The 20,595-nt window shown below is 66.0% G+C and carries 20 protein-coding genes and 1 pseudogene; 5 read left to right on the forward strand and 16 right to left on the reverse strand.

Annotated elements, in window-relative coordinates; translation table 11 throughout:
* Window positions 1-198: 198 nt before the first annotated feature.
* Window positions 199-423 carry a DUF3046 domain-containing protein gene (locus tag AC1MCA_RS02975; RefSeq protein WP_479801109.1) on the reverse strand — a complete coding sequence of 75 codons (225 nt, stop codon included), beginning with the start codon at window positions 421-423 and terminating at the stop codon, window positions 199-201.
* Window positions 424-464: 41 nt separating this feature from the next.
* Here AC1MCA_RS02975 and AC1MCA_RS02980 point away from each other — a divergent pair, with 41 nt between their 5' ends.
* Window positions 465-1,019: a MarR family winged helix-turn-helix transcriptional regulator gene (locus tag AC1MCA_RS02980; protein WP_479801111.1), complete on the forward strand. Its 555-nt coding sequence runs from the start codon at window positions 465-467 to the stop codon at window positions 1,017-1,019.
* Window positions 1,020-1,112: 93 nt separating this feature from the next.
* On the opposite strand, the gene AC1MCA_RS02985 is transcribed toward AC1MCA_RS02980, so the two are convergent.
* The 8 genes from AC1MCA_RS02985 to AC1MCA_RS03020 all read right to left on the reverse strand — a co-directional run bounded on the left by AC1MCA_RS02985 (window position 1,113) and on the right by AC1MCA_RS03020 (window position 9,905).
* A complete protein-coding gene (locus AC1MCA_RS02985; protein ID WP_108598488.1) occupies window positions 1,113-1,565 on the reverse strand; it encodes a helix-turn-helix domain-containing protein in 453 nt (150 codons plus the stop codon).
* A gap of 152 nt (window positions 1,566-1,717) precedes the next feature.
* Entirely contained in the window at window positions 1,718-2,197 is a 480-nt protein-coding gene (locus AC1MCA_RS02990) for a CinA family protein (protein ID WP_479801113.1), read from the reverse strand.
* A gap of 13 nt (window positions 2,198-2,210) precedes the next feature.
* Entirely contained in the window at window positions 2,211-2,840 is a 630-nt protein-coding gene (pgsA, locus tag AC1MCA_RS02995) for a CDP-diacylglycerol--glycerol-3-phosphate 3-phosphatidyltransferase (protein ID WP_479801115.1), read from the reverse strand.
* A 9-nt stretch (window positions 2,841-2,849) separates the two neighbouring features.
* Window positions 2,850-5,783 (reverse strand): FtsK/SpoIIIE family DNA translocase, encoded by a 2,934-nt coding sequence (locus AC1MCA_RS03000; RefSeq protein ID WP_479801116.1) that lies wholly within the window; start codon window positions 5,781-5,783, stop codon window positions 2,850-2,852.
* Between the two features lie 129 nt (window positions 5,784-5,912).
* On the reverse strand, window positions 5,913-7,604 hold the full coding sequence (locus tag AC1MCA_RS03005) for a ribonuclease J (protein WP_479801118.1): 1,692 nt from the start codon (window positions 7,602-7,604) through the stop codon (window positions 5,913-5,915).
* 41 nt (window positions 7,605-7,645) lie between these two features.
* Complete coding sequence (gene dapA / locus AC1MCA_RS03010; protein ID WP_108600229.1) at window positions 7,646-8,554, reverse strand: 4-hydroxy-tetrahydrodipicolinate synthase; 909 nt, start codon at window positions 8,552-8,554, stop codon at window positions 7,646-7,648.
* A 73-nt stretch (window positions 8,555-8,627) separates the two neighbouring features.
* The gene (locus tag AC1MCA_RS03015; protein ID WP_479801120.1) at window positions 8,628-9,374 is read right to left on the reverse strand and encodes a carbon-nitrogen hydrolase family protein; all 747 of its coding nucleotides are present in this window, start codon (window positions 9,372-9,374) and stop codon (window positions 8,628-8,630) included.
* Window positions 9,375-9,383: 9 nt separating this feature from the next.
* Window positions 9,384-9,905 carry a hypothetical protein gene (locus tag AC1MCA_RS03020; protein ID WP_479801121.1) on the reverse strand — a complete coding sequence of 174 codons (522 nt, stop codon included), beginning with the start codon at window positions 9,903-9,905 and terminating at the stop codon, window positions 9,384-9,386.
* Window positions 9,906-10,000: 95 nt separating this feature from the next.
* Here AC1MCA_RS03020 and AC1MCA_RS03025 point away from each other — a divergent pair, with 95 nt between their 5' ends.
* Window positions 10,001-11,236: a heparan-alpha-glucosaminide N-acetyltransferase domain-containing protein gene (locus AC1MCA_RS03025; protein ID WP_479801123.1), complete on the forward strand. Its 1,236-nt coding sequence runs from the start codon at window positions 10,001-10,003 to the stop codon at window positions 11,234-11,236.
* Window positions 11,237-11,267: 31 nt separating this feature from the next.
* On the opposite strand, the gene AC1MCA_RS03030 is transcribed toward AC1MCA_RS03025, so the two are convergent.
* The 7 genes from AC1MCA_RS03030 to AC1MCA_RS03060 form a co-directional block, all read right to left on the reverse strand.
* Window positions 11,268-11,747, reverse strand: a complete 480-nt coding sequence (locus tag AC1MCA_RS03030; protein WP_108600227.1) for a hypothetical protein — start codon at window positions 11,745-11,747, stop codon at window positions 11,268-11,270.
* A gap of 3 nt (window positions 11,748-11,750) precedes the next feature.
* The gene (dapB, locus tag AC1MCA_RS03035; RefSeq protein WP_479801126.1) at window positions 11,751-12,521 is read right to left on the reverse strand and encodes a 4-hydroxy-tetrahydrodipicolinate reductase; all 771 of its coding nucleotides are present in this window, start codon (window positions 12,519-12,521) and stop codon (window positions 11,751-11,753) included.
* Window positions 12,522-12,638: 117 nt separating this feature from the next.
* Entirely contained in the window at window positions 12,639-13,097 is a 459-nt protein-coding gene (locus AC1MCA_RS03040) for a molybdenum cofactor biosynthesis protein MoaE (protein ID WP_108600226.1), read from the reverse strand.
* Window positions 13,087-13,632, reverse strand: coding sequence for a MogA/MoaB family molybdenum cofactor biosynthesis protein (locus AC1MCA_RS03045; RefSeq protein ID WP_479801128.1), 546 nt, complete (start codon window positions 13,630-13,632; stop codon window positions 13,087-13,089). Before AC1MCA_RS03045 ends, AC1MCA_RS03040 begins: the two co-directional genes overlap by 11 nt.
* Complete coding sequence (moaC, locus tag AC1MCA_RS03050) at window positions 13,629-14,123, reverse strand: cyclic pyranopterin monophosphate synthase MoaC (protein WP_479801130.1); 495 nt, start codon at window positions 14,121-14,123, stop codon at window positions 13,629-13,631. The genes AC1MCA_RS03045 and moaC overlap by 4 nt, the downstream gene beginning before the upstream one ends.
* Window positions 14,111-15,448, reverse strand: a complete 1,338-nt coding sequence (locus tag AC1MCA_RS03055; protein ID WP_479801131.1) for a molybdopterin molybdotransferase MoeA — start codon at window positions 15,446-15,448, stop codon at window positions 14,111-14,113. The genes moaC and AC1MCA_RS03055 overlap by 13 nt, the downstream gene beginning before the upstream one ends.
* 23 nt (window positions 15,449-15,471) lie before the next feature.
* Entirely contained in the window at window positions 15,472-16,974 is a 1,503-nt protein-coding gene (locus AC1MCA_RS03060; protein ID WP_479803264.1) for a molybdopterin-dependent oxidoreductase, read from the reverse strand.
* 273 nt (window positions 16,975-17,247) lie between these two features.
* Here AC1MCA_RS03060 and moaA point away from each other — a divergent pair, with 273 nt between their 5' ends.
* The 3 genes and pseudogenes from moaA (at window position 17,248) to AC1MCA_RS03075 (ending at window position 20,595) form a co-directional block, all read left to right on the forward strand.
* Window positions 17,248-18,459, forward strand: coding sequence for a GTP 3',8-cyclase MoaA (gene moaA / locus AC1MCA_RS03065; protein ID WP_479801132.1), 1,212 nt, complete (start codon window positions 17,248-17,250; stop codon window positions 18,457-18,459).
* A gap of 5 nt (window positions 18,460-18,464) precedes the next feature.
* Window positions 18,465-18,731, forward strand: coding sequence for a MoaD/ThiS family protein (locus AC1MCA_RS03070; protein ID WP_108600237.1), 267 nt, complete (start codon window positions 18,465-18,467; stop codon window positions 18,729-18,731).
* Window positions 18,732-19,003: 272 nt separating this feature from the next.
* Window positions 19,004-20,595: pseudogene (locus AC1MCA_RS03075) on the forward strand (HNH endonuclease signature motif containing protein).

Below are 20,595 nucleotides of genomic sequence, written 5' to 3' on the forward strand. Positions count from 1 at the left end.
GCGGCCGTTTATTGGTCATCTCTGACGCTAATGGCACCCACTGACAATCAGGCCGGATGACATCGCCTATGTGGATAACCCACTACGAAAAGCATAGCTATACCCGAACAGATATTCGAACAACGCCGGCGGCGTGTCAGTGGAAAGAGCGCCTCTTTGCCTGCCCGGAGGCACCGGTCAGCGTTGTTTGCCTGGAGATCAGTCGCGGCGCGGGTGGACGTCGCGGCCCAGCCGGCGCTCCGGCGGCACATCCTGGATGTCGCAGACTGCCAGCCATACCTGCCGGGGGCTCACACCGGCCGCGAGGGCCTGGTCAGCGGTGCGCCCGCCCACTCCGGCCAGGACCAGGGTACTGCTCAGGACCCGCGAGTACCCGGCTCCAAATTCGTCGTCCATAAGCCGCCAATAGTCACTGATCCGCACCAATAGAGTCTCTCATGATCCCGGCGCCTAGAATTGTTGCCATGAGCAACATGGCTGAAACAACCCCGTCGCCCGGTCCTGCGGAGTCCGGTGCTGCGGAGCCAGGTCCTGCGGAGAGTGACCCGGGAGAGGACACCCTGGACGCAGCCCTGAACAACGTGGAACACCAGATCAGCCTCCTCTGGCGCCGTGCGCGCTCCGTGTCACAACAGCTTTCCCGCCAGGTCCACCCCGATATGGAACCGGCAGCGTATGGATTGCTGACTGTCATCCGGCGGGAAGGCCCCATCCGCCTCACCGATCTTGCCCTGAGCATCGGTGTGGGCAAGCCGTCCGTGAGCCGCCAGATCGCCTTCCTGGAGAGCCTCGGCCTGGTTTCCAAGGAAGCAGATCCCCTGGACGGCAGGGCGCAGGCGATCCGGCTGACTGCGAAGGGCGAGGAAAAGATGCACCAGGTCCAGGATGCGCGGCGCCAGGTTTTCCGCGAGCGGCTCGGCGAATGGCCGGTCGGGGAGCTGCAGACGCTCGCCGAATATGTGGCCAAGCTCAATACGATTTATGAGCGCGACGGTTTTGCGAAGGACACTCCGGCCTGAGGCGGCCCCGAAGGGTGGCGCCAACACGACAAAGCCTCCGGCCGAAGGGCCGGAGGCTTGTCGTTTTAGTTGCGTTTGGGTGCTGCCGGCGGCCTAGCGTGCGCCGGAAAGCAGGCCCGTGGAGAGTTCGCTGTTGAGTTCAGCGTTCAGGTCGCGTTCAAGATCGCGGCCGTAACGCTGTGAGAATTCCTGGGGAACGGTGTCCGGAACGGCTACGCCCTCGGCGACGGCAACGCGGTCGCTGACTTCGCGGAGCATGCTGGAGAGCGGCACGTCCAAGGCGGAGCAGATTGATGAAAGGAGCTCTGACGAGGCTTCCTTCTGGCCGCGCTCCACTTCGCTGAGGTAACCCAGGGAAACCCGGGCACTGTGCGAAACTTCGCGGAGCGTACGTCCCTGGCGCTGGCGGACATCGCGCAGGACATCACCGATTTCGTGACGAAGTACAACCATCTTGCGCTCCTTCTGTTCGCTCTTAGCCTGATCGGCGAGGCCCACATCCTTCCAGCGGACAACGCCGTTTACGGATACGGGCTGCTTTACCATCTGTATCGCCTTGCTCCCTCATAAGTGCGGTCCGCCGTGGAGCGAACCGTGGTGGTTTAATCATCCTAGGCGCCTCCGGAGTCCGGAAGCGACACAATGTAATAACTAATGGATACCGGGATTTGTTCCCGGCAACTTTACGCCCGGTAACTTCAGGATGACAGGGCTGCGAGCAGACTTTCCAATGCGGCCCCGCAGGCCTGGCCGCGGATCTCTGCCCGGTTTCCTGAAAATCCGTACTCGGCGTAGGTTGTGCCGCCCGCGGTGGCAACGCCGATAAACACCGTTCCGACCGGTTTGCCGTCATGTTCCTCCGGGCCGGCCACTCCCGTAGTGGCGATCCCGATGTCAGCGCCAAGCACTGTCCGGGCTCCGTCCGCCATGGCTGCGGCGACGTCCCCGTCAACCGAGCCGACGGCGTCCAGAAGTTCCCGTGACACCTTCAGTACCCCTGACTTGACCGTGTTCTGGTAGGCCACGACGCCGCCCTGCAACATGCCGGATGCTCCGGCAGTGTCTGCCAGAACGGCAGCCACCATGCCCGCTGTGAGCGACTCCGCTGTGGCTACGGTCCGGCTGGCCTCCAGAGCCGTTTTGACGGCCTGTTCCGCGAGGTGGTGAAGATTAGTCACGTCAACTCCCTGGTTAGCTGGTCTTTTTTTGGGCTTTCTTGCCGCGCGCACGGAGCCGGAGGGCCTCGACAACGTACTCGACGCCGGTCCACACCGTGATCAGCACCGCCACCATCATGACCGCGAAGGCCACCCATACCAGCCAGGGCGCAAGCGCTGCCAGTGGGAGGAGGTACAGGAAGATCGCTGCGGTCTGGACGACCGTCTTGAGTTTGCCGCCCCGCGACGCCGGGATAACACCGTACCGGATGACAAAGAAGCGGAGGGCGGTGACCCCCCACTCCCTGACGAGGATCAGAATGGTGACCCACCACGGCAGCTCGTTGAGGATGGAGAGCATCACGAGTGCGGAGCCGATCAGGAGCTTGTCCGCAATCGGGTCGGCGATTTTGCCGAAATTAGTGATGAGTCCGCGGCTCCTGGCGATGTCGCCGTCGAGCTTGTCCGTGTAGATCGCGACGGCGAACGCCACCACCGCGGCCCAGCGCCAGAGGCCGGACTCACTCTTCAGCCCTGGAGCATCAGCCAGGAGGAACCAGACGAAGAACGGCACCAAAGCGATGCGCACCATAGTCAGGATGTTGGGAAGATTCCAGATTCCTGCACTGCTGGAGCCTGCGGCGGTTGCTTCGGTGCTAGTCACCTTCCTAGGCTACCGTCCGGTGAGCGACCAGGCGTCCTCAGATCCGTCTTCATCATCCCCGCGGGAACCGGGAGGTGAGTCGGCACCGTCGTAATATTCAACGTTCTGGCTCCGCTGGTCCAGGTCCGCCTGGACCAGGTCCTCGGCGTAACCGCCCTGGGCGATGTTGGCGTTGGCGTTCTCGCTCAGGGCCGCAGTCTGCGAGTCGGCGACCACCGGAGCCTCCTGGCCCTTCATGGCGGCAAGGACCTGCGCGAGGTCGTCCGGCTTGACCAGGACGTCGCGGGCCTTGGATCCTTCCGACGGACCAACCACTCCCCTGGACTCCAGCAGGTCCATCAGGCGCCCGGCCTTGGCAAAACCGACGCGGAGCTTGCGCTGGAGCATCGACGTCGAACCGAACTGCGTGGTGACCACCAGCTCGGTGGCCTGCAGCAGCACCTCGAGGTCGTCCCCGATGTCGTCGTCGATCTGCTTCTTCTGCGCCTCGGGTGCAACGTCGTCGCGGTAGACGGCCTTGAGCTGGCCCTTGACGTGCTCGACCACCTTGTGGATTTCGGACTCGGTAACCCAGGCACCCTGCACACGCATGGCCTTGGACGCGCCCATCGGCAGGAACAGCGCGTCGCCCTGGCCGATCAGCTTCTCCGCTCCCGGCTGATCGAGGACCACGCGGGAGTCGGTCACGGAGGAAGTCGCGAACGCCATGCGGGACGGCACGTTTGCCTTGATCAGGCCGGTCACCACGTCCACCGAGGGCCGCTGCGTGGCGAGCACCAGGTGGATGCCTGCCGCGCGTGCCAGCTGGGTGATGCGGACAATCGAGTCCTCGACGTCGCGCGGAGCCACCATCATGAGGTCAGCGAGCTCGTCAACGATCACCAGCAGGTAGGGGTAGGGCCGGATGACGCGTTTGGAGTCGACCGGCGGGTGTACTTTCCCTGCCCGGACTGCTTTGTTGAAGTCGTCGATGTGCTTGAAACCGTAGTTGGCGAGGTCGTCGTAGCGGGCGTCCATCTCCCGGACCACCCATTGCAGCGCCTCGGCGGCTTTCTTGGGGTTGGTGATGATGGGGGTGATGAGGTGCGGGACGCCCTCGTACGCGGTCAGCTCCACGCGCTTGGGGTCCACCATGACCATGCGGACCTCGTCCGGGGTGGCGCGCATGAGGATGGAGGTGATCATCGAGTTCACGAACGAGGACTTGCCGGCACCCGTGGCGCCGGCGACGAGCAGGTGGGGCATCTTGGCGAGGTTCGCCACCACGTAGCCGCCCTCGACGTCCTTGCCCACACCCATGACCATCGGGTGGTCGGTGCGGCGGGCGTTCTGGCTGCGGAGCACGTCACCGAGGGAGACTGTTTCGCGGTCCGTGTTGGGGATTTCGATGCCGATGGCGGACTTGCCGGGGATGGGGCTGAGGATCCGGACATCGCTGGAGGCCACTGCGTAGGAAATGTTTTTGGACAGCGCCGTGACGCGCTCCACCTTGGTCCCGGGCGAGAGTTCGATCTCGTAGCGGGTGACCGTGGGACCGCGGCTGAAGCCGGTGACCTGGGCCTCCACATTGAACTGGTTGAGGGTTTCCGTCAGGGAAGCGACGATGGCGTCGTTGGCTTCGGTGCGCTCCTTGGGGATGGATCCCGGGGTCAGAACGTCCGACGGCGGCAGGGTGTAGGTGACGTCGCCCGCCAGGGAGAGTTGCTCGGTCCGCTGCGGAATCGGCGTAGGAAGGGGCATGGGGGTGACGGGCTTGGCCGGCACCTGCGGAAGGACCGCCGGTGCCGGATTGAGTGAACCCGCGGCGACCATGCCCGGTGTCACCAGCGGGATGGCTTCAGTGGCGTTCTCCCCCGCCCCCTGCCCGGCGGTGCCGAGGCCCTGGGCGGCTTTGATCTTCTCGACGGCGATCTCCGCCTGTGTGGGGCGGCGCACGCCGGGAGCGGGCCTGTTCCCTGAGCCCGAGGGCCCGGTTTCGGTCTCCTCGTCATCAATAACGGCGTGTTCGAAGGCTTCATCACCCACGTAGCCTTCAAGTTTGGGATCGGCCTCATCGTCTTTGCCAAAGAACCGCCGCTTCTTCTTCTTAGGCGCAGCGGCTGCGCGGGTTTCCTCGAGGTAGCTGCGGTCGTGGCTGTCCACTGCCTCACGGGGCTCCTGCAGGTCGATGCCCATCAGGTGCTCGTACGCCGTACGCAGGCGGCGGGGAATGGCCCCAAACGGCGTGGCGGTAATGATAAGCAGCGAGACGAAGGCCAGGAGGCCGTACAGCACCAGGGGCACCGCCGCGTGGATGGCTGCAAGAGGCGAGGCAGCCAGGAATCCGAGCATGCCGCCCGCCTGGCGCAGCCCGTCGAAACCCTGGGCAACAGTAGGCTGCCCGGCCACGACGTGGGCCAACCCGCAGCCTGCGAAGGTCATGATGAGGAAACCAATGCCCACCCGGTTGTTTCCCCGGCCGTCGTCGGGCGTCCGGAACAGACGGAAGGCGCAGACGAAGAGCATCAGCGGCAGCAGCAGGGACATCCAGCCGAAGGTACCGTTGACCACGTTGTACACGGCGTCCGGGAACCAGCCTGTCAATCCCCACCAGGCAAACGTGGCGATGAACACGCCGAGGGCCAGGTTGAAAAGGGCGGCCCCATCACGGCGCTCCTCCGGAGGGAGGTCGCTGACATCGGAGCCGATCCGGCGGACTCCCCCGCCGACCAGGTGGCCCAGCCCCAGCCACGCGCCGGCCACGACGCGCAGGAGCCAGGGCTGCCGCTGTTCAACGACGGGCAGCCGGCGGGTGGCACCGGAGGATGTTCCGCCGCGGCCACTGGATTTGGACGCTGTGGTGCCCGCGCCGCGGCCCGCTGTACCGCCCGTCTTGGTGCCGGAACTGCGGCCAGTGTTGCCGCCGGAATTGCCTCGGGGCGCGGAAGTAGTACGAGTGGCCATACGTGCCACGGTACCCGAACTGATGCGGTTTTCCGCGGATTTACGGGCATTCCTGGCCCCATGTTGCTGCACGAAAAGGCCCGGTTCCGAAGAACCGGGCCTTTTGAATCCGCTGGCGGTTCGACGCTGTTACGCCTCGAGGACCACCGGGATGATCATGGGCTTGCGGCGGAGCTTGCGGTTGACCCAGGTGCCTACCACGCGCCGCACAACCTGCTGGAGCTGGTGCGTGGTGTGGTCGGTCCGGTTCAGCACAGCCTCTTCCAGAGCGGCGTTGATCTTGGGGATGATCTCGTCGAAAACTGAATCATCCTCAGCCACGCCGCGGGCGTGGATTTCCGGTCCGGAAACCACCTTGCCGGTGGCGCGGTGGATGACGGTGATGATCGAGATGAAGCCTTCATCACCGAGCGTCTGGCGGTCCTTCAGATCGGCCTCGGTGACCTCACCGACGCTGGAGCCGTCGACGTACACGAAGCCGACCTCGATCTGGCCCACGACGTCTGCGCGGTGATCCTTGAGGTCGATGACCGTGCCGTTGTCAGAGAGGATGACGCTGGCTTCCGGCACACCGGATTCGATGGCGATCTTGCCATTGGCAATGAGGTGGCGGGTCTCGCCGTGGACCGGCATGGCATTGAGCGGCTCAAGGATGTTGTAGCAGTAGAGCAGTTCGCCGGCTGCGGCGTGGCCCGAGACGTGGACCTTGGCGTTGCCCTTGTGGATGACATCGGCGCCGAGCTTCAGCAGGCCGTTGATGATGCGGAAGACCGCGTTTTCGTTGCCCGGGATGAGGCTGGAGGCAAGGATGACGGTGTCCCCTTGGCCCACCACCACACGGTGGTCTCCGTTGGCCATGCGGGACAGCGCGGCCATCGGTTCACCCTGGGAGCCGGTGGACATCAGCACCACGCGGTTGTCCGGGAGGTTGTCGATGTTCTTGATGTCCACGACCAGGCCCGGGGGCACGTCAAGGTAGCCGAGCTTTTCCGCGATGGCCATGTTGCGGACCATCGAGCGGCCAACGAAGGCGACTTTCCGGTTGTGCTTGGCGGCGGCGTCCAGCACCTGCTGGACACGGTGCACGTGCGAGGAGAAGGACGCGACGATGATCCGCTTGGTGGCCTGGCCGAAGAGCCGTTCCAGCGTGGGGCCGATCTCCTTTTCCGCGGTGGTGAAGCCGGGCACGTCAGCGTTGGTGGAGTCGGACATGAAGAGGTCCACGCCCTCTTCGCCCAGCTTGGCAAAGTGGCGGAGGTCGGTGATCCGGCCGTCCAGGGGCAGCTGGTCCATCTTGAAGTCGCCCGTGTGCAGGACGGTGCCGGCGGCGGTGCGGATGAAGACAGCCAGGGCATCGGGAATGGAGTGGTTGACCGCGACGAATTCGCATTCGAAGGGGCCGAATTTTTCGACCTGTCCTTCTTCCACAGTCAGGGTGTACGGGCGGATCCGGTGTTCCTGCAGCTTGGCCTCGATGAGGGCAAGGGTCAGCTGTGAACCGACCAGCGGAATGTCCGCCCTGAGCCGCAGGAGGTACGGGATGGCGCCGATGTGGTCCTCGTGGCCGTGGGTCAGGACAACGGCGACGATGTCGTCCACGCGGTCCTGGATGTAGGAGAAATCAGGCAGGATCAGGTCGACGCCGGGCTGGGTCTCCTCCGGGAAGAGGACGCCGCAGTCCACGACGAGCAGCTTGCCGTCGATTTCGAACACGGCCATGTTCCGGCCGATTTCCCCGAGGCCACCAAGCGGAACGATCCGCAGGGTGCCTTGCGGCAGGCGTGGAGGCGTGACAAGGCCGGGAAGGGCGGTTTGGGTCATAGTGCACTACTTTCCAGGCGGAAGGGTGCCGGTCTTAGCCCTTAGGGAAAGACCAGCCCCGCTTCCGCCAAGTCCTCGCGGATGGATTCGATCTCGGCTTCGTCCGGCTCCACGAGGGGCAAACGGACAATCGAGTTGGGCAGGACTCCCTGCCATTTAAGAATTTGTTTGGCGGCTACAGCACCCTGGACGCGTGTCATCGTTGCGCGCACCACGGGCACGAGTTCGAAATTGATCTTGCGGGCGGTGCTGAGGTCATTGGCGTTGACGGCGTCGATCAGCTCCCGGAAGCGGCGGGTGGCAACGTGGGTGGTGACGCCCACCAGTCCAACGGCGCCCAGAGCCATCCACGGGAGGGTCAGTCCGTCGTCGCCGGAGTAGAAGAGCAGATCAGTTTCCGCCATCACACGGCTGGCTGCGGTGAAATCGGCCTTCGCGTCCTTGACGGCGACGATGTTGGGGTGCTGCGCCAGGCGGATCATGGTTTCAGGCTCAATGGCGATCGACGAGCGGCCCGGGATGTCATAGAGCATGACCGGTACATCCACTGCGGACGCAACGGTCTCAAAGTGGGCGCGGACGCCGGCTTGGCTGGGCTTGTTGTAGTACGGCGTGACGAGCAGAAGGCCGTCGACGCCGAGCGCGGCGGCCTGCCGGGAAAGGTGCACGGAGTGTGCGGTGTCGTTGGTCCCGGTGCCGGCGATGATGGCGGCGCGGTCTCCCACGGCCTCCTTCACGGCACGGAACATGCCGAGGTTTTCCTCGTCTGTGAGGGTGGAGGTTTCGCCGGTGGTTCCGGTGACGACCAGGCCGTCGCAGCCATCGTCCACGAGCCTGGCAGCCAACTCGGCCGCCTGCGCGTAGTCCACTTTGCCATCCTTGGTGAAGGGCGTGACCATGGCGGTCAGGAGCGTACCAAGGGCAGGAATGTGCGCGGATGTGTGAGGCATGGAAAAAACGTTACCCTGTCCCCCTCCGGTTAGGACAATGGCAGGGGCGTGATCCACGTCAAATAGGGGACTGTCAGCGGAACTTCCGCAGGGCGCTGCGCTGCAGGATGGCTGTGACCACTTCTGCGCCCGTCCCGGCTGCTGTTCTGAGCTGGAGTCCATCCGGTCCCCAGAATCTGCTCAGTCCCGACGATGGTCCTGAAGGCGTGGAGCCTGCCAGGTTTGCCAGGAGTCCGAAGATCCGGTTGTCAGAGGCGAGGGCTTCAAGGTGCAGCGCCAGCCGCAGTTTGTCATGCTGCGCATAGACAGCTGACACGGCGCAGATATCCACTCCGGCCAGTCCGGCGGCCGTGCAGTGGACAGGATCTTCTGCTTCGGAGCAGATGGCCAGGGCTATTCTCCAACCGTCCAGTTCAAGAACGCTGGAACCTGCACCGGCCGTGAAGTGCTGCTCTTCGACACCGCTAAGGCGTGCCTTGAAGCCGGTCTCCGTGGTGCCGTCAGGATGGATAGCCAGGCAGGCCATGCGTGGGGTGCCATCCGGTTCCCTGTACGCGGCCCCTGCCACGGCCGTGATGCCGCTGCGCCGGCAGATTTCATGGAGGTCATCCAGCCTGGCATCATCCGGCCTGAGCCAGGAGTCTTCCGCCGCCAACTGGGCAAAGTTGTGGCCAGTCAGGGACAGCCCCGGGAACACCACCAGCCGGGCGCCATGGGACTCCGCATCCTCGATGAGCCGGACATGTTCCTGGGCGTTGGGGATGATCCCGCCGTCCAGCGCCTGGTACTGGATGGCGGAGACAGTCAGGGCTTCAGTCACCCTTTCATCCTAGGGACCGTGCTGCAGATTCACAGGGCGCTGCATACCGCCAGACTGCCGGCCATTCGGCACCCCTTGCCGCGCTCCCTGAAACGTGGCCCTCACCTGGCCTTCTTGCGGGACATCAGGCGGGTCCAAAAACCGGGCCGGGTTCAGGTTCACCGGCTGGCAGTACCTTTCCAGCGCCGCCTGGCGCAGGTCCTCGGCCCAGGCTGCCATCTTTTGGGCGGCCCTGACGTAGTGGAAGAGTTCGGTGGGGGTCAGCGCTTCCAGATCGACTTCTGCAAGCCTGCGCGCCAGCTCCGCTCCCGCAGGCTGCGCACTGAGGGTGATGCCTTCCTCCTGCCACTGGACGTCCTCTGCGGATCTTCCGGCCACGAGCTGACGGAAGAGGAAATCCACTACGCCCGGACTCATGGCTTTCATCAGACCCGCAGGCCGTGCCGGAACGCCGGCATCGGGGCCCGGCCGCAGGGGGCTGTGGCCAGCCGGAGAATCCGGAAACTGTGGGGGCTGGGAAGGTGTCTGCATGCCGCCTATGCTATTCGAACATATATTCGAAAACAAGGGCCCCTTACCGCGTCACTTGACTGCCGCCCCCAAGGCGGGTGTGAGACCATCGCCTCATGACGTCCCGTGCCACCGCAAGATCCTCAAGGGTCCCCCGGCCCTCGCGGCCCACAGGCCGCCTCCGTGGCATTGACGCGGCCCGGGGGCTTGCGCTCCTGGGCATGATGGCCACGCATCTGCTTCCCACATTCGAGGCAAATGCGGACCTCACGCCCACGTGGATCGGTTTGACCTTCTCCGGCCGGGCAGCAGCCCTGTTCGCTGTATTGGCGGGAGTGGGCCTCGCCCTCTCGACCGGCAAACAGGTGCCTCCCGAAGGGGCTGCCCTGAATGCTGCCCGCCGTGGAATCGCGCTGCGTGCACTGGTGATCGCCGCCGTCGGGCTCTCACTGGGCGGGCTGGAGGTCAACCTTGCCATCATTCTGGTCCACTACGCCTTGTTGTTCCTCTGCGTCCTGCCGTTCCTGGGGCTGAAGCTCAAGGCCCTGTGCGCCTGGGCCGTTGGCTGGATCGTGCTTTCGCCGGTCCTGGCCTACTTGCTGAGGCCTTGGCTGATGGCGTCAGATCCGCCCTTGAACCTGGGGCACAACCCGTCCTGGGAAGACCTGGGGACGCCCTTCCCCCTGCTGGGTGACCTCTTCCTCACCGGCTACTACCCGGTTTTCCAGTGGCTGGCGTATCTGCTGGTGGGCCTGGTCATCGGCCGGCTTGCCCTCACCAAGGCGATGATTCCGGTGGTACTGCTGACAGGCGGCATCGCAGTGGCCGCCTTGGCCAAGGCCATTGGCACGGCCGCGATGGAGAACTGGGGTGGCCGGGCGGCGCTCGAGGACGTCCTGAATGCACCCGGCTATCCGCTCGACAGCGTGCTCCAGGTCAACCTCACCGGAATCCGCCAGGAAGGATCCTGGTGGTGGCTCGCAGCCGCCGCGCCGCACTCCGCCACTGCATTGGACCTGGCCCACACCTCCGGTGTGGCTGCCGCCGTCGTGGGCGCGTGCCTGCTGTTCGGGAGGCTCGCTGAATGGCTGGACCTCGACCTGTTGTTGCCCCTGCGGGGCGCCGGAGCCATGACGCTGACGCTCTACACCGTCCATGTTTGGGTGGTTTCGGGGTTCTACCTCAAGCCGCTGCCTGCGGGCTGGACAGAGGACGGCATGTACTTTGCCCACGCCGCGACAGCCGTCATCGTGGGCACGGCGTTTGTCCTGTTGAAGTGGCGGGGACCATTGGAATGGGTTGGCCACACCGCCAACAGGATCGGGCGCGGCGAACGGATCGGCCAGCCGTAACCGGCACAGTCTCCAAGAGCGTTTGTGGCAGTTAGGCCGGGACCTTGCCGCGGAACAGCCGGACGGCATCGCGCATGGAGGCGCGGGCGCGCTTGCGGTCCCCTGCGGCATCGTAGGCACAGCTGAGCCGGAACCAGGAGCGCCAGTCTCCGGGAGCCGCCTCGGCCTCTGCCTTGTACTTTTCGAACTCCAGGTCCGCCGCGGAACGGACGATACGGCCCGCCGGTGTGCGCGGCAGTTCATCCACGGGAAGCCCGCCCTCGGCTTCGAGGACCTTCGCCATCTGTTCCGTGCGCGCGCCAAACATCAGTTCCCGGATCATGGCCCATGCCCCGACGATAGGCAGCACCAGGTAGGCGGCGCCGATGGCTTTCGCGGCCGGGTTGCTGTCTGTCAGCAGCAGGACGGACCGCTGGAAGGAGACCACCAGGTAAAAGACGAGGAGGAGCGTCACGGCACCCACCCAGATCTTGGTGCGGTTTTTGCGGAACGCCGCCAGGAAATCGCCCACGGCCTAGATCCCCAGGTCCAGGTAGCCGTCCAGGCCCACCGTCAGTCCGGGATGGGCAGCGACGTTGCGGACGCCGAGCAACACGCCCGGCATAAAGGAAACCCGGTCAAAGGAATCGTGCCGGAACGTCAATTGCTCCCCCGGACCGCCGAGCAGCACCTCCTGGTGGGCCACCAGCCCGCGGAGTCGAACGCTGTGCACACGCACGCCGTCCACGTCGCAGCCCCGCGCTCCAGGCAGTTCGGTGGTGGTGGCGTCAGGGCTGGCAGGAACGCCGGCGGCCCGGCGTTCGGCCGCGATGAGCTGGGCAGTACGGACAGCCGTCCCGGAGGGCGCGTCCACCTTGTCCGGGTGGTGCAGTTCGATGATTTCCACGGACTCGAAGTACTTGGCGGCCTTAGCGGCGAAGGCTGACGCCAGCACAGATCCCAGGGCAAAGTTGGGGGCGATCAGCACGCCGGTTTCCGGGTGCTCCGCGAGGAGTGCTTCCAGCCGTGCGAGCCGGGCTGCGTCCCAGCCGGTGGTCCCCACCACTGCGTGCATGCCATGTTCGACGGCATACCGGACGTTCGCCTCGGTGCTCTCCGGGACGGTCAGGTCCACCACGAACCGGGCGCCCGAGGAAGCCAGCTGGTCCAAAGAGTCGCCACGTCCCAAGGCGGCTACAAGCTCCAGATCGGCGGCGGCTTCTACAGCCTTGACGGCTTCGGCGCCCATGCGGCCATTGGCGCCCAGGACGGCCACGCGGCTGCGGGCGGGGTGTTGTTCGGTCATGCCGTTAACCCTACCGTCGGGCCGCACGCTGGACTGAAACCGGAGGCTGTGCGTTACCTCGCACAACCCGACCCAGCTGCGCATCCCGGTTTCGCCATGGGACGCACGAAGCGGGGCTCAGTCCCCCGCGCCCACCCACTCAACAGTGCCGTCAGTGAAGAACTGTTCCTTCCAGATGGGCACCTGCTCCTTGATCCTGTCCACCAGCTCCGAACACACGGAAAAGGCCTGGCCACGGTGTGCTGCGGAGACGGCGCAGACCAGCGCGGGGTCGCCGATTTCGAGCAAGCCAATGCGGTGTGCGGCCCAGATCCGGACCGGCTGCAGCGAGGCATCGCCCGCGTGTTCGGCGACGAGTGCGGCCACGACGTCGGCCATCACCTGGTGAGCTGTGGGATGCGCACTGTAACTGAGCCGCTCGACTGCTTTGCCGCCGTCGTGGTTCCTGACAACCCCGCTGAAGCTGACCACGGCCCCGGCAGTGTCCGATTCCACCGCGGCGATGGCCTGGTCCACTGAGATGGGCTCTGCGCTGAGGACCGCGTGGACCACTTCGAAGACTGATTCAGTGCCCATGGCCGCCCTCCAGCTGGTCACACAGGTGCCCGATCAAGGGATCAAGGACGGAGAGCCCGTCCATCACGCCCTTGGGCGATCCGGGCAGGTTGATGATGAATGTCCGCCCCGAAGTCCCGGCGTGGCCCCGGCTCAGCGCGGCCAGCGGCGTCTTGGCTGCGCCGGCACGCCGGACGGCCTCCATGATGCCGGGAACTTCACGGTCCAGCAGGGGCAAGGTCACGTCCGGAGTCCTGTCATCAGGGCTGATTCCCGTCCCTCCGCTGGTGATAACGACGGCGGGGTGCTGGGTCAGGAGGGCCCGGATGGCTGCGCCTACCGGTTCCCCGTCGGGGACCACCATGGCGGGGTAGGTTTCGAAGCCGTGCTCGGTCAGCCAGTCGACGATCACCGGGCCGGTTTCGTCGTCATAGATGCCGGCGGCGGCCCGGGTGGACGCGATGACAACCCCGGCCTTGCGGCCCTGCACCTCACCGTGCCGGTGCGGCTCAGGTTCACGCGGAGGATCGGGCACGTACGTGCTTTCAGTGGTCACAGTGCCCAGTCCCCGCTCTTGCCGCCGCTTTTGGCCAGCACCTTGATGTCGGTCAGCACGGCATGCTTGTCCACAGCCTTGATCATGTCGTAGACGCTCAGGGCAGCCACCGACGCCGCCGTCAGCGCTTCCATCTCGACTCCGGTGACACCCCGGGTCTTGACCGTGGCAAGGATCGCAACGGAATCGGGTCCGAGATCGAAATCCACGGTCACCTTTGACAGCGGCAGTGGATGGCACAGCGGAATGAGTTCGGGCGTTTTCTTGGCGGCCATGATGCCCGCGACGCGGGCCACAGCCAGCGCATCTCCCTTGGGAAGGCCACCGGAGCTTAGCAGGCCCAGCACCTCCTGCGTAGTGCGGACGGTGGCGGTGGCAGTGGCTTCGCGGGTGGTTTCGGCCTTCGCCGAAACGTCTACCATCTGGGCGCTTCCGTCCTGGCGGAGATGGGTCAGCGCGGGCTGGCTTTGTTCTGGATTCACAGCAACCATACTTCCACCTCATCACCCTCGGTGAGTGCGGAGACCCCCACGGGCACATGGACCAGCGCGTTCGAGCCTGCCAGGGCACGCACCAGATGCGAGCTTTCGCCGCCTTCAAGGCTGACCGTCCCGTCCGGGCGGAAGTTTCCCCGGCGGACCTGGTGCTTGTGAACAGGTGAGGTGAGGCTCTGGGCCAGGCGGGCGCGGAGGGATGGCCGCGGAAGCGGCACGCCTAAAAGGCCGGAAAGGACGGGCCGGAGAAACAGCTCGAACGAAACCAGGCAGCTCACCGGGTTGCCCGGGAAGCCAAGGAACGGCACACCATCGAAGGTGCCGATTCCCTGCGGGCCGCCGGGCTGCATTGCCACGTGGAGGAACTCCGCATCCTGGTTTTCCATGGCCTGGCGCACCACCTCGTAGGCCCCCTTGCTCACCCCGCCGGTGGTGACCATAAGGTCCACGGCACCGGTGTGGCCACGGAGCAGCGTCTGGAGTTCTTCAGGCCTGTCCGACGCTATGGCCGTGCGGATGACTGCCAGACCCGCCTGGCTCATGGCGCTTTCGAGGAGGGTGCCGTTGGCGTCATAGATCTTCCCCGGCGGCAACGGCCGGCCCGGTTCCACCACTTCGTCGCCGGTGGTGACCAGGAGGACGGTGACGGGCCTGCGGACCGTGACGTCAGCGACGCCAAGGGCGGCCAGCAGGCCCAACTGCGCCGGCCCCAGGAAGGTGCCCTTTGCCAGCGCACACTCCCCCGCCGCTATATCGCTGCCAACGGACCGGACGAACGTCCCTGCCGCGGTCACCGGCAGCCATACGGTGCCCATCTCGCCGGGGACCGGGAACCGGTCGGGAACCGCACGCTCCACGGGCACGACGGCGTCGGCACCGGCAGGAATCATTGCTCCCGTCATGATGGGAGCGGCGGTGCCACGGCGAAGTTCTGCCGGTGTGGCACCTGCCGGAACGGGGTCAACGACCCGCAGCTCCGCACCGCCGTCGGGCGCTCCGCTCGTCCCAAGCGTGCCGCCGTCAGGGGCCGGTCCGTCAGACTGCCCACGGGTCACGTCCAGACCGTTGACGTCTGCGCTGTTGATGGCGAAACCATCCATTTGCGAGTTGGCGAAAGGCGGCAGGCTGACCGGCGCGAGCACATCTTGGGCCAGCCCTCTGCCGAGGGCGTCCCTCAGGGCCAGGGTCTCGGTCCGGTCCGGGGACTGCAGGAGCGGTGCCAGCAGCGCGGCTACAGCACTGCGGTGTTGGGCAACGGACCGGGCAGCGTGAGCGTCGTGGCCCGGGCTGCCATCACCGTGCTGGCTGGTACTGCTGTGCATGGGTCTGCCTTCGGTGTCGGCCGTCATGGATTCACGTCAACTCTAATCGTGTGGAAGCCTGTGGCTCCGTCCGGAGCCGGCGGCCGGCTCTCCTCGGCCTGCGGCTCGCCGTCGAGGTCTGTGGCACGTACCTGGACCTCATACTGTCCGGGCGTCAGCTGGATGCCCAGTTGCCACTGGTACCAGGTATCCAGCGAGATCCCTGGCGCAAGCTCGGCCTTCTGCCAGGGGCCCCGGTTGACCCGGAGTTCCACTGTGCCGATCCCGGTGTGCTGGGCCCAGGCCACACCGCCGAACATCACCGTTCCGGCGCTGACCCGGCGGCCGGTGCGGGGCACGTCAATCCTCGACGACGTCTTGATCGGTCCGCGGTCCGACCAGCCGCGGGGGGTCCAGTAGCCGACGTCGTCGGCGAACCTGGTGACCCGGAGTTCTGTCAGCCATTTGGTCGCCGAAACATAGCCGTAGAGGCCCGGCACTATGAGCCGCACAGGAAAGCCGTGTTCCAGCGGCAGCGGATCTCCGTTCATTCCCACCGCCAGCAGGGCATCCCTGTCATCCGTCAGGGCCTCCAGCGGGGTGCCTGCAGTCCAGCCGTCCGAACTCCGCGACAACACCATGTCCGCGCCGTCCTGCGGGCGGGCGAGGGCGAGCAGTTCCCGGACCGGCCAGCCGAGCCAGCGGGCGTTGCCGATCAGGTCGCCGCCGACTTCGTTGGACACGCAGGCGATGGTCACATGCCGCTCTGTCAGGGGTTTGGCCAGGAGATCGGTCAGGTTCAGTTCGATTTCCTCCTCAACCATCCCGGTGACGCGCAAGGTCCAGGTGTCCGGATCGATGGAGGGGACGATCAGGGCTGTATCTATCCGATAAAAATCGCGGTTCGGCGTCACCAGCGGCTGCATTCCGTCCAGGCCAACTTCGGCGCCGGCTGGAATGGCTGGCGCTGCGGATGCCGCCCCGGGAAGCCTCAGCTTTTCGCGGGCTTCATTGATTCCGCTGGCCGCTCCACGCCAAACGGCCGCAATAACACCGCCAACGGCAGTGGCCCCGGCGCCGGCAGTGAGGATCTGCAGGAAGGTGCGCCTGCCCGGGCTGGCCGTGCCTTCCATCCCGGTTGCGGCCGCAATGCCATCTTCCCGGAGACGGCGGACCAGCATGCCAAGGAGGAACGCACCTGACGCGGCTGCCACGAGGGGTACGGGAACGGCAGCGGGAGACACTTGTGCGCGGGTCAGGACGGCTGCAAGTCCGACAATCCCAAATACGGCGATAACAGCCGTGCCCGCGAAGCGCCTGACCCGTTCCAGAATCCCGGCCAATGAGCCCACGGCCGCAATGACCAGCAACATACCGGCCAGGAACACCGCCTTGTCCGCCGTTCCGAACAATGAGATGGCCCAGTCCTTCACCCCGGGAGGGACAGCATCGATGACTGCGCCGCCGACCGCCGTCAGCGGCGACAGGGACGGGCTGAGCAGTCCGGCCAGCAGCTCGCCCAGCACCACGGCTGCGCCTGCGGACACGACTCCCGACGCGGCGGCCCACCGGCGGCTGCCCCGTGCGGCAGCGCCGGTTCCGGGCCGCTGGGAGGAGCCCTCGCCGTCGTCGGCCGTTTCCTGCAAAGGCTGGGGCGTGTTCACCTCTCCAGCATAGGTTCGCCGGGGCACTGCAGCGCATGACCGGAAAGTTTGTAATGCCGCTTTCAGGGAGTGCTTTAGCCGGTACCCTGCAGGGGTAGCGGCTGCCCGGCGACGCGGACGTGATGCCGCGGGCAAAACTTGGCGTAGCCTGAATTCATGAGTGTTCAGCTAGGCATGCCGCAACCCCGGGAAGGTGCAGGTGCCGGCCTGCCTCCGGCCCGGCCGGCCGACGCCCCACCCGGGCTGCTGGACCGCTACGGCCGGCGGGCCACCGACATGCGGCTGTCCCTGACGGACAAGTGCAACCTGCGCTGTACCTACTGCATGCCGGCCGAAGGGCTCGAGTGGCTTGCGAAACAGGCCGTAATGTCCGCCGAGGAGATCGTGCGCATTGTCCGCATCGGTGTTGACTCACTCGGCGTCCGCGAACTTCGCCTCACCGGCGGGGAGCCGCTGGTCCGTGCGGACCTGGTGGACATCATCGCTGCCCTACGCCGCAATCACCCGGACCTGCCGATTTCCATGACAACCAACGGCGTGGGCCTGGACAAAAAAGCTGCCGCCCTCAAAGCCGCGGGCCTGACCCGGATCAACGTCTCCCTGGACTCGCTGCATGAAGAGACCTTCGCCCAGCTGACCCGCCGCCCCTTCCTGGACCGCGTCCTGGCCGGTGTGGACGCCGCCTGGGCCGCCGGGCTGGGCCCGGTCAAGATCAACGCTGTGCTGATGCGCGGTATCAATGACGCCGAGTCGCCGTCCCTGCTCGCCTGGGCGTTGGACCGCGGCTACGAGCTGCGCTTCATCGAACAGATGCCACTGGACGCCGACCACGGCTGGACGCGCCGGAACATGATTACAGCCGCCGAAATCCGGGAACTGCTGTCCCGCGACTTTGTGCTCAGTCCTGACCCGCGCGCCCGAGACGGCGCCCCGGCTGAACGCTTTGAAGTACGACGCCGGGTTGACGCTCGACGCCGGACGGCCGGGTCCGAGGGCCCGCAAGAGCAGGCGGCCGTTGCCGGTACTGTCTCCGGGGCTGCAGAAGTCTCTGCTGCTGGAGAAGTCTCTGAGACTGAAGAACCCGTGCTGGGGACGGTGGGGATTATCGCGTCCGTCACGGAACCGTTCTGCGCCGACTGCAGGCGGACCCGGATCACCGCTGAGGGCAAGATCATGAGCTGCCTTTTCTCCCGGGAAGAATTCGATCTGTTGGGTCTCCTCCGCGAGGGCGCCAGCGACGAAGCGCTGGCCGAACGCTGGCAGGATGCCATGTGGGTCAAACCCAAGGCACACGGCATGGACCACACCGGTCTCGGCGCGGCGGACTTCGTCCAGCCGGACCGCAGCATGAGCGCCATCGGAGGCTGAATTCTTTGAACGTACGTTACTTCGCTGCCGCGCGCGCCGCTGCGGGAGTTGAGGAAGAGGGCTTCGACCTCCCCACCGGGGCGACCGTTGCGGATTTGCTGCAGGCCGTGCTCGCCGTTGACCGTGCCGAGCCTCCCCTGGGCGCCCCTCCCCTGCAGCGCATCCTTTCCCGCAGCAGTTTCCTGCTCAATGAGGTGGCGGTCAGGGACCACACGACTGTGTTAAATCCGGGCGACGTGGTTGACGTGCTGCCGCCGTTCGCCGGGGGCTAGCCGCAGTTTGCCGCTCTCTGGGCGCAGTTTGCCGGTCTCCGGCCGCAGTTTGCCCGTCTCTGGCCGCACTACGTTCACGGCTGACCGCAGTTCGTGAGGGCTGGCCGCAGTTCGTTCACGCTGCGGGGAACGCCCGGACGTTCATTCCCGAGAGCAGGTTCCGGACCGCCGGGTTATCCACATAGGCCTTGGTCCACACCTTAATTGTCGGTGCCCCGCAGGATGATGGGGGTATGGAAAGCACGACGGCGGACGAGGTATTGGAGCGCATCATGGCCTCCGCCGCTGTCCCCGTCGTTGCCGCTGACTGTGCCGTAGCCGCCGGCCGTGCCGTTGCCGTTGTCCCCGTCGAACCCGCTGACGGTGCCGTTGCCGCCGACAGTGCAGTTGCCCCGTCCCCACGCCATGGGAGTTCCGGTGGCGGCGCCGGCGGCGACGGGTCCCAGGATGAGGTGCTTTTTCCGTCGGATCCTTTGCGCCGGCGGAAGGATGATTGTCTGGACCGGTTGGCCGGGATTTCCCGGCTTGAGGCCCGGACCGCGGCGGAGAAGGTCAAGGTACTCGCAGAACTGGTCGAAGTCTCCAGGGCGTTGGACCCGCCGGCGCTGTCGCCGCAGGAGGCCACCGCGCAGGAAATGGCGTTGGTCGCGGAGGTCGCCTGTGCCCTGACGGTCGGCGAACGGAGCGCCGGGGCCCTGCTGGCCGAGTCCCAGGCTCTGACGACAGCGTTGCCGTTGACCCTGTCCGCGCTGACGGCCGGGAAAATGTCGTGGCAGCATGCCCGGGTGATGGTGGACGAGACTACCAACCTGGACCCTGCCGCCGCGACGGCGTTGGAGGGGCACTTCCTGGATCCTGACGCACCCAACCCGGCCCGTGGCGGCCCGGTCGGTGAACTTGTCGCGTCCCGGTTCCGGCATAAGGCCCGGATCTGGCGGGAACGGCACCACCCGGTCAGCATCGAAAAACGCCACACCATGCCGTCCCGGACCGGCGGCTCGAATACCGCCCGGACCGGGACGGCATGGCCTGGCTCTCCGCGTACCTGCCCGCGGACCAGGCCGCCGGGATCTGGAACCGCACCACAGCCGCGGCCCGGGCGCTGCAGGGCCCGGACGAGGACCGCACCCTGACCCAGATGCGTGCCGACACCGCCGCCACCCTGCTCCTCGAAGGCACAGGTGAGACTGCCGGCCAACCGGGTGGGGGCGGAACCATTAGCGGCGTCAAGGGCGGACGTGCCGTGGGGCGGGTCCCGGTGCCGCGGGCGCAGGTCCTGGTCACCGTGCCCGTCATGTCCCTCCTCGGCGCCACGGATGAACCGGCCATGCTGGACGGGTACGGTCCGATCCCGGTCACCATGGCACGCAGGCTCATCGCCGACGGCGCCTCCTCCTTCCACCGGGTCCTGATCGACCCCAGGGACGGTGTACCGCTGGAGATCGGCCGGACCAGCTACCCGGTCACCAAAGCCCAACGCCAATGGCTCAGGATGCGTGACGGGAAGTGCCCGTTTCCCGGTTGCAGCAACGCCTCCCTGGATAATGAAGCGGACCACCTCCTCGCCTGGGCGCACGGCGGAACCACCGGGATCAGCAACCTCGCCCAGCCCTGCCCGAAGCACCACAAGCTCAGGCACACCACCGGCTGGACACCAGAACAAGCCAGCAAGACCGAACCACCGGGCTGGATCTCACCCACCGGCAGACACTACGCCAGCGAACAACCCGACTGGGAACCACCACAACTGCCAGCACGCCTGCCCACCGTTATCAGCTGGGATCCTCCGGGTTGCGACGAGCCTCCGGACGACCTCTACGGAGCGTGGTTTGACGTACCGGCGGACCTGCCTCTCGGAGTTTGA

Source organism: Arthrobacter sp. BK1, from assembly GCF_056680055.1.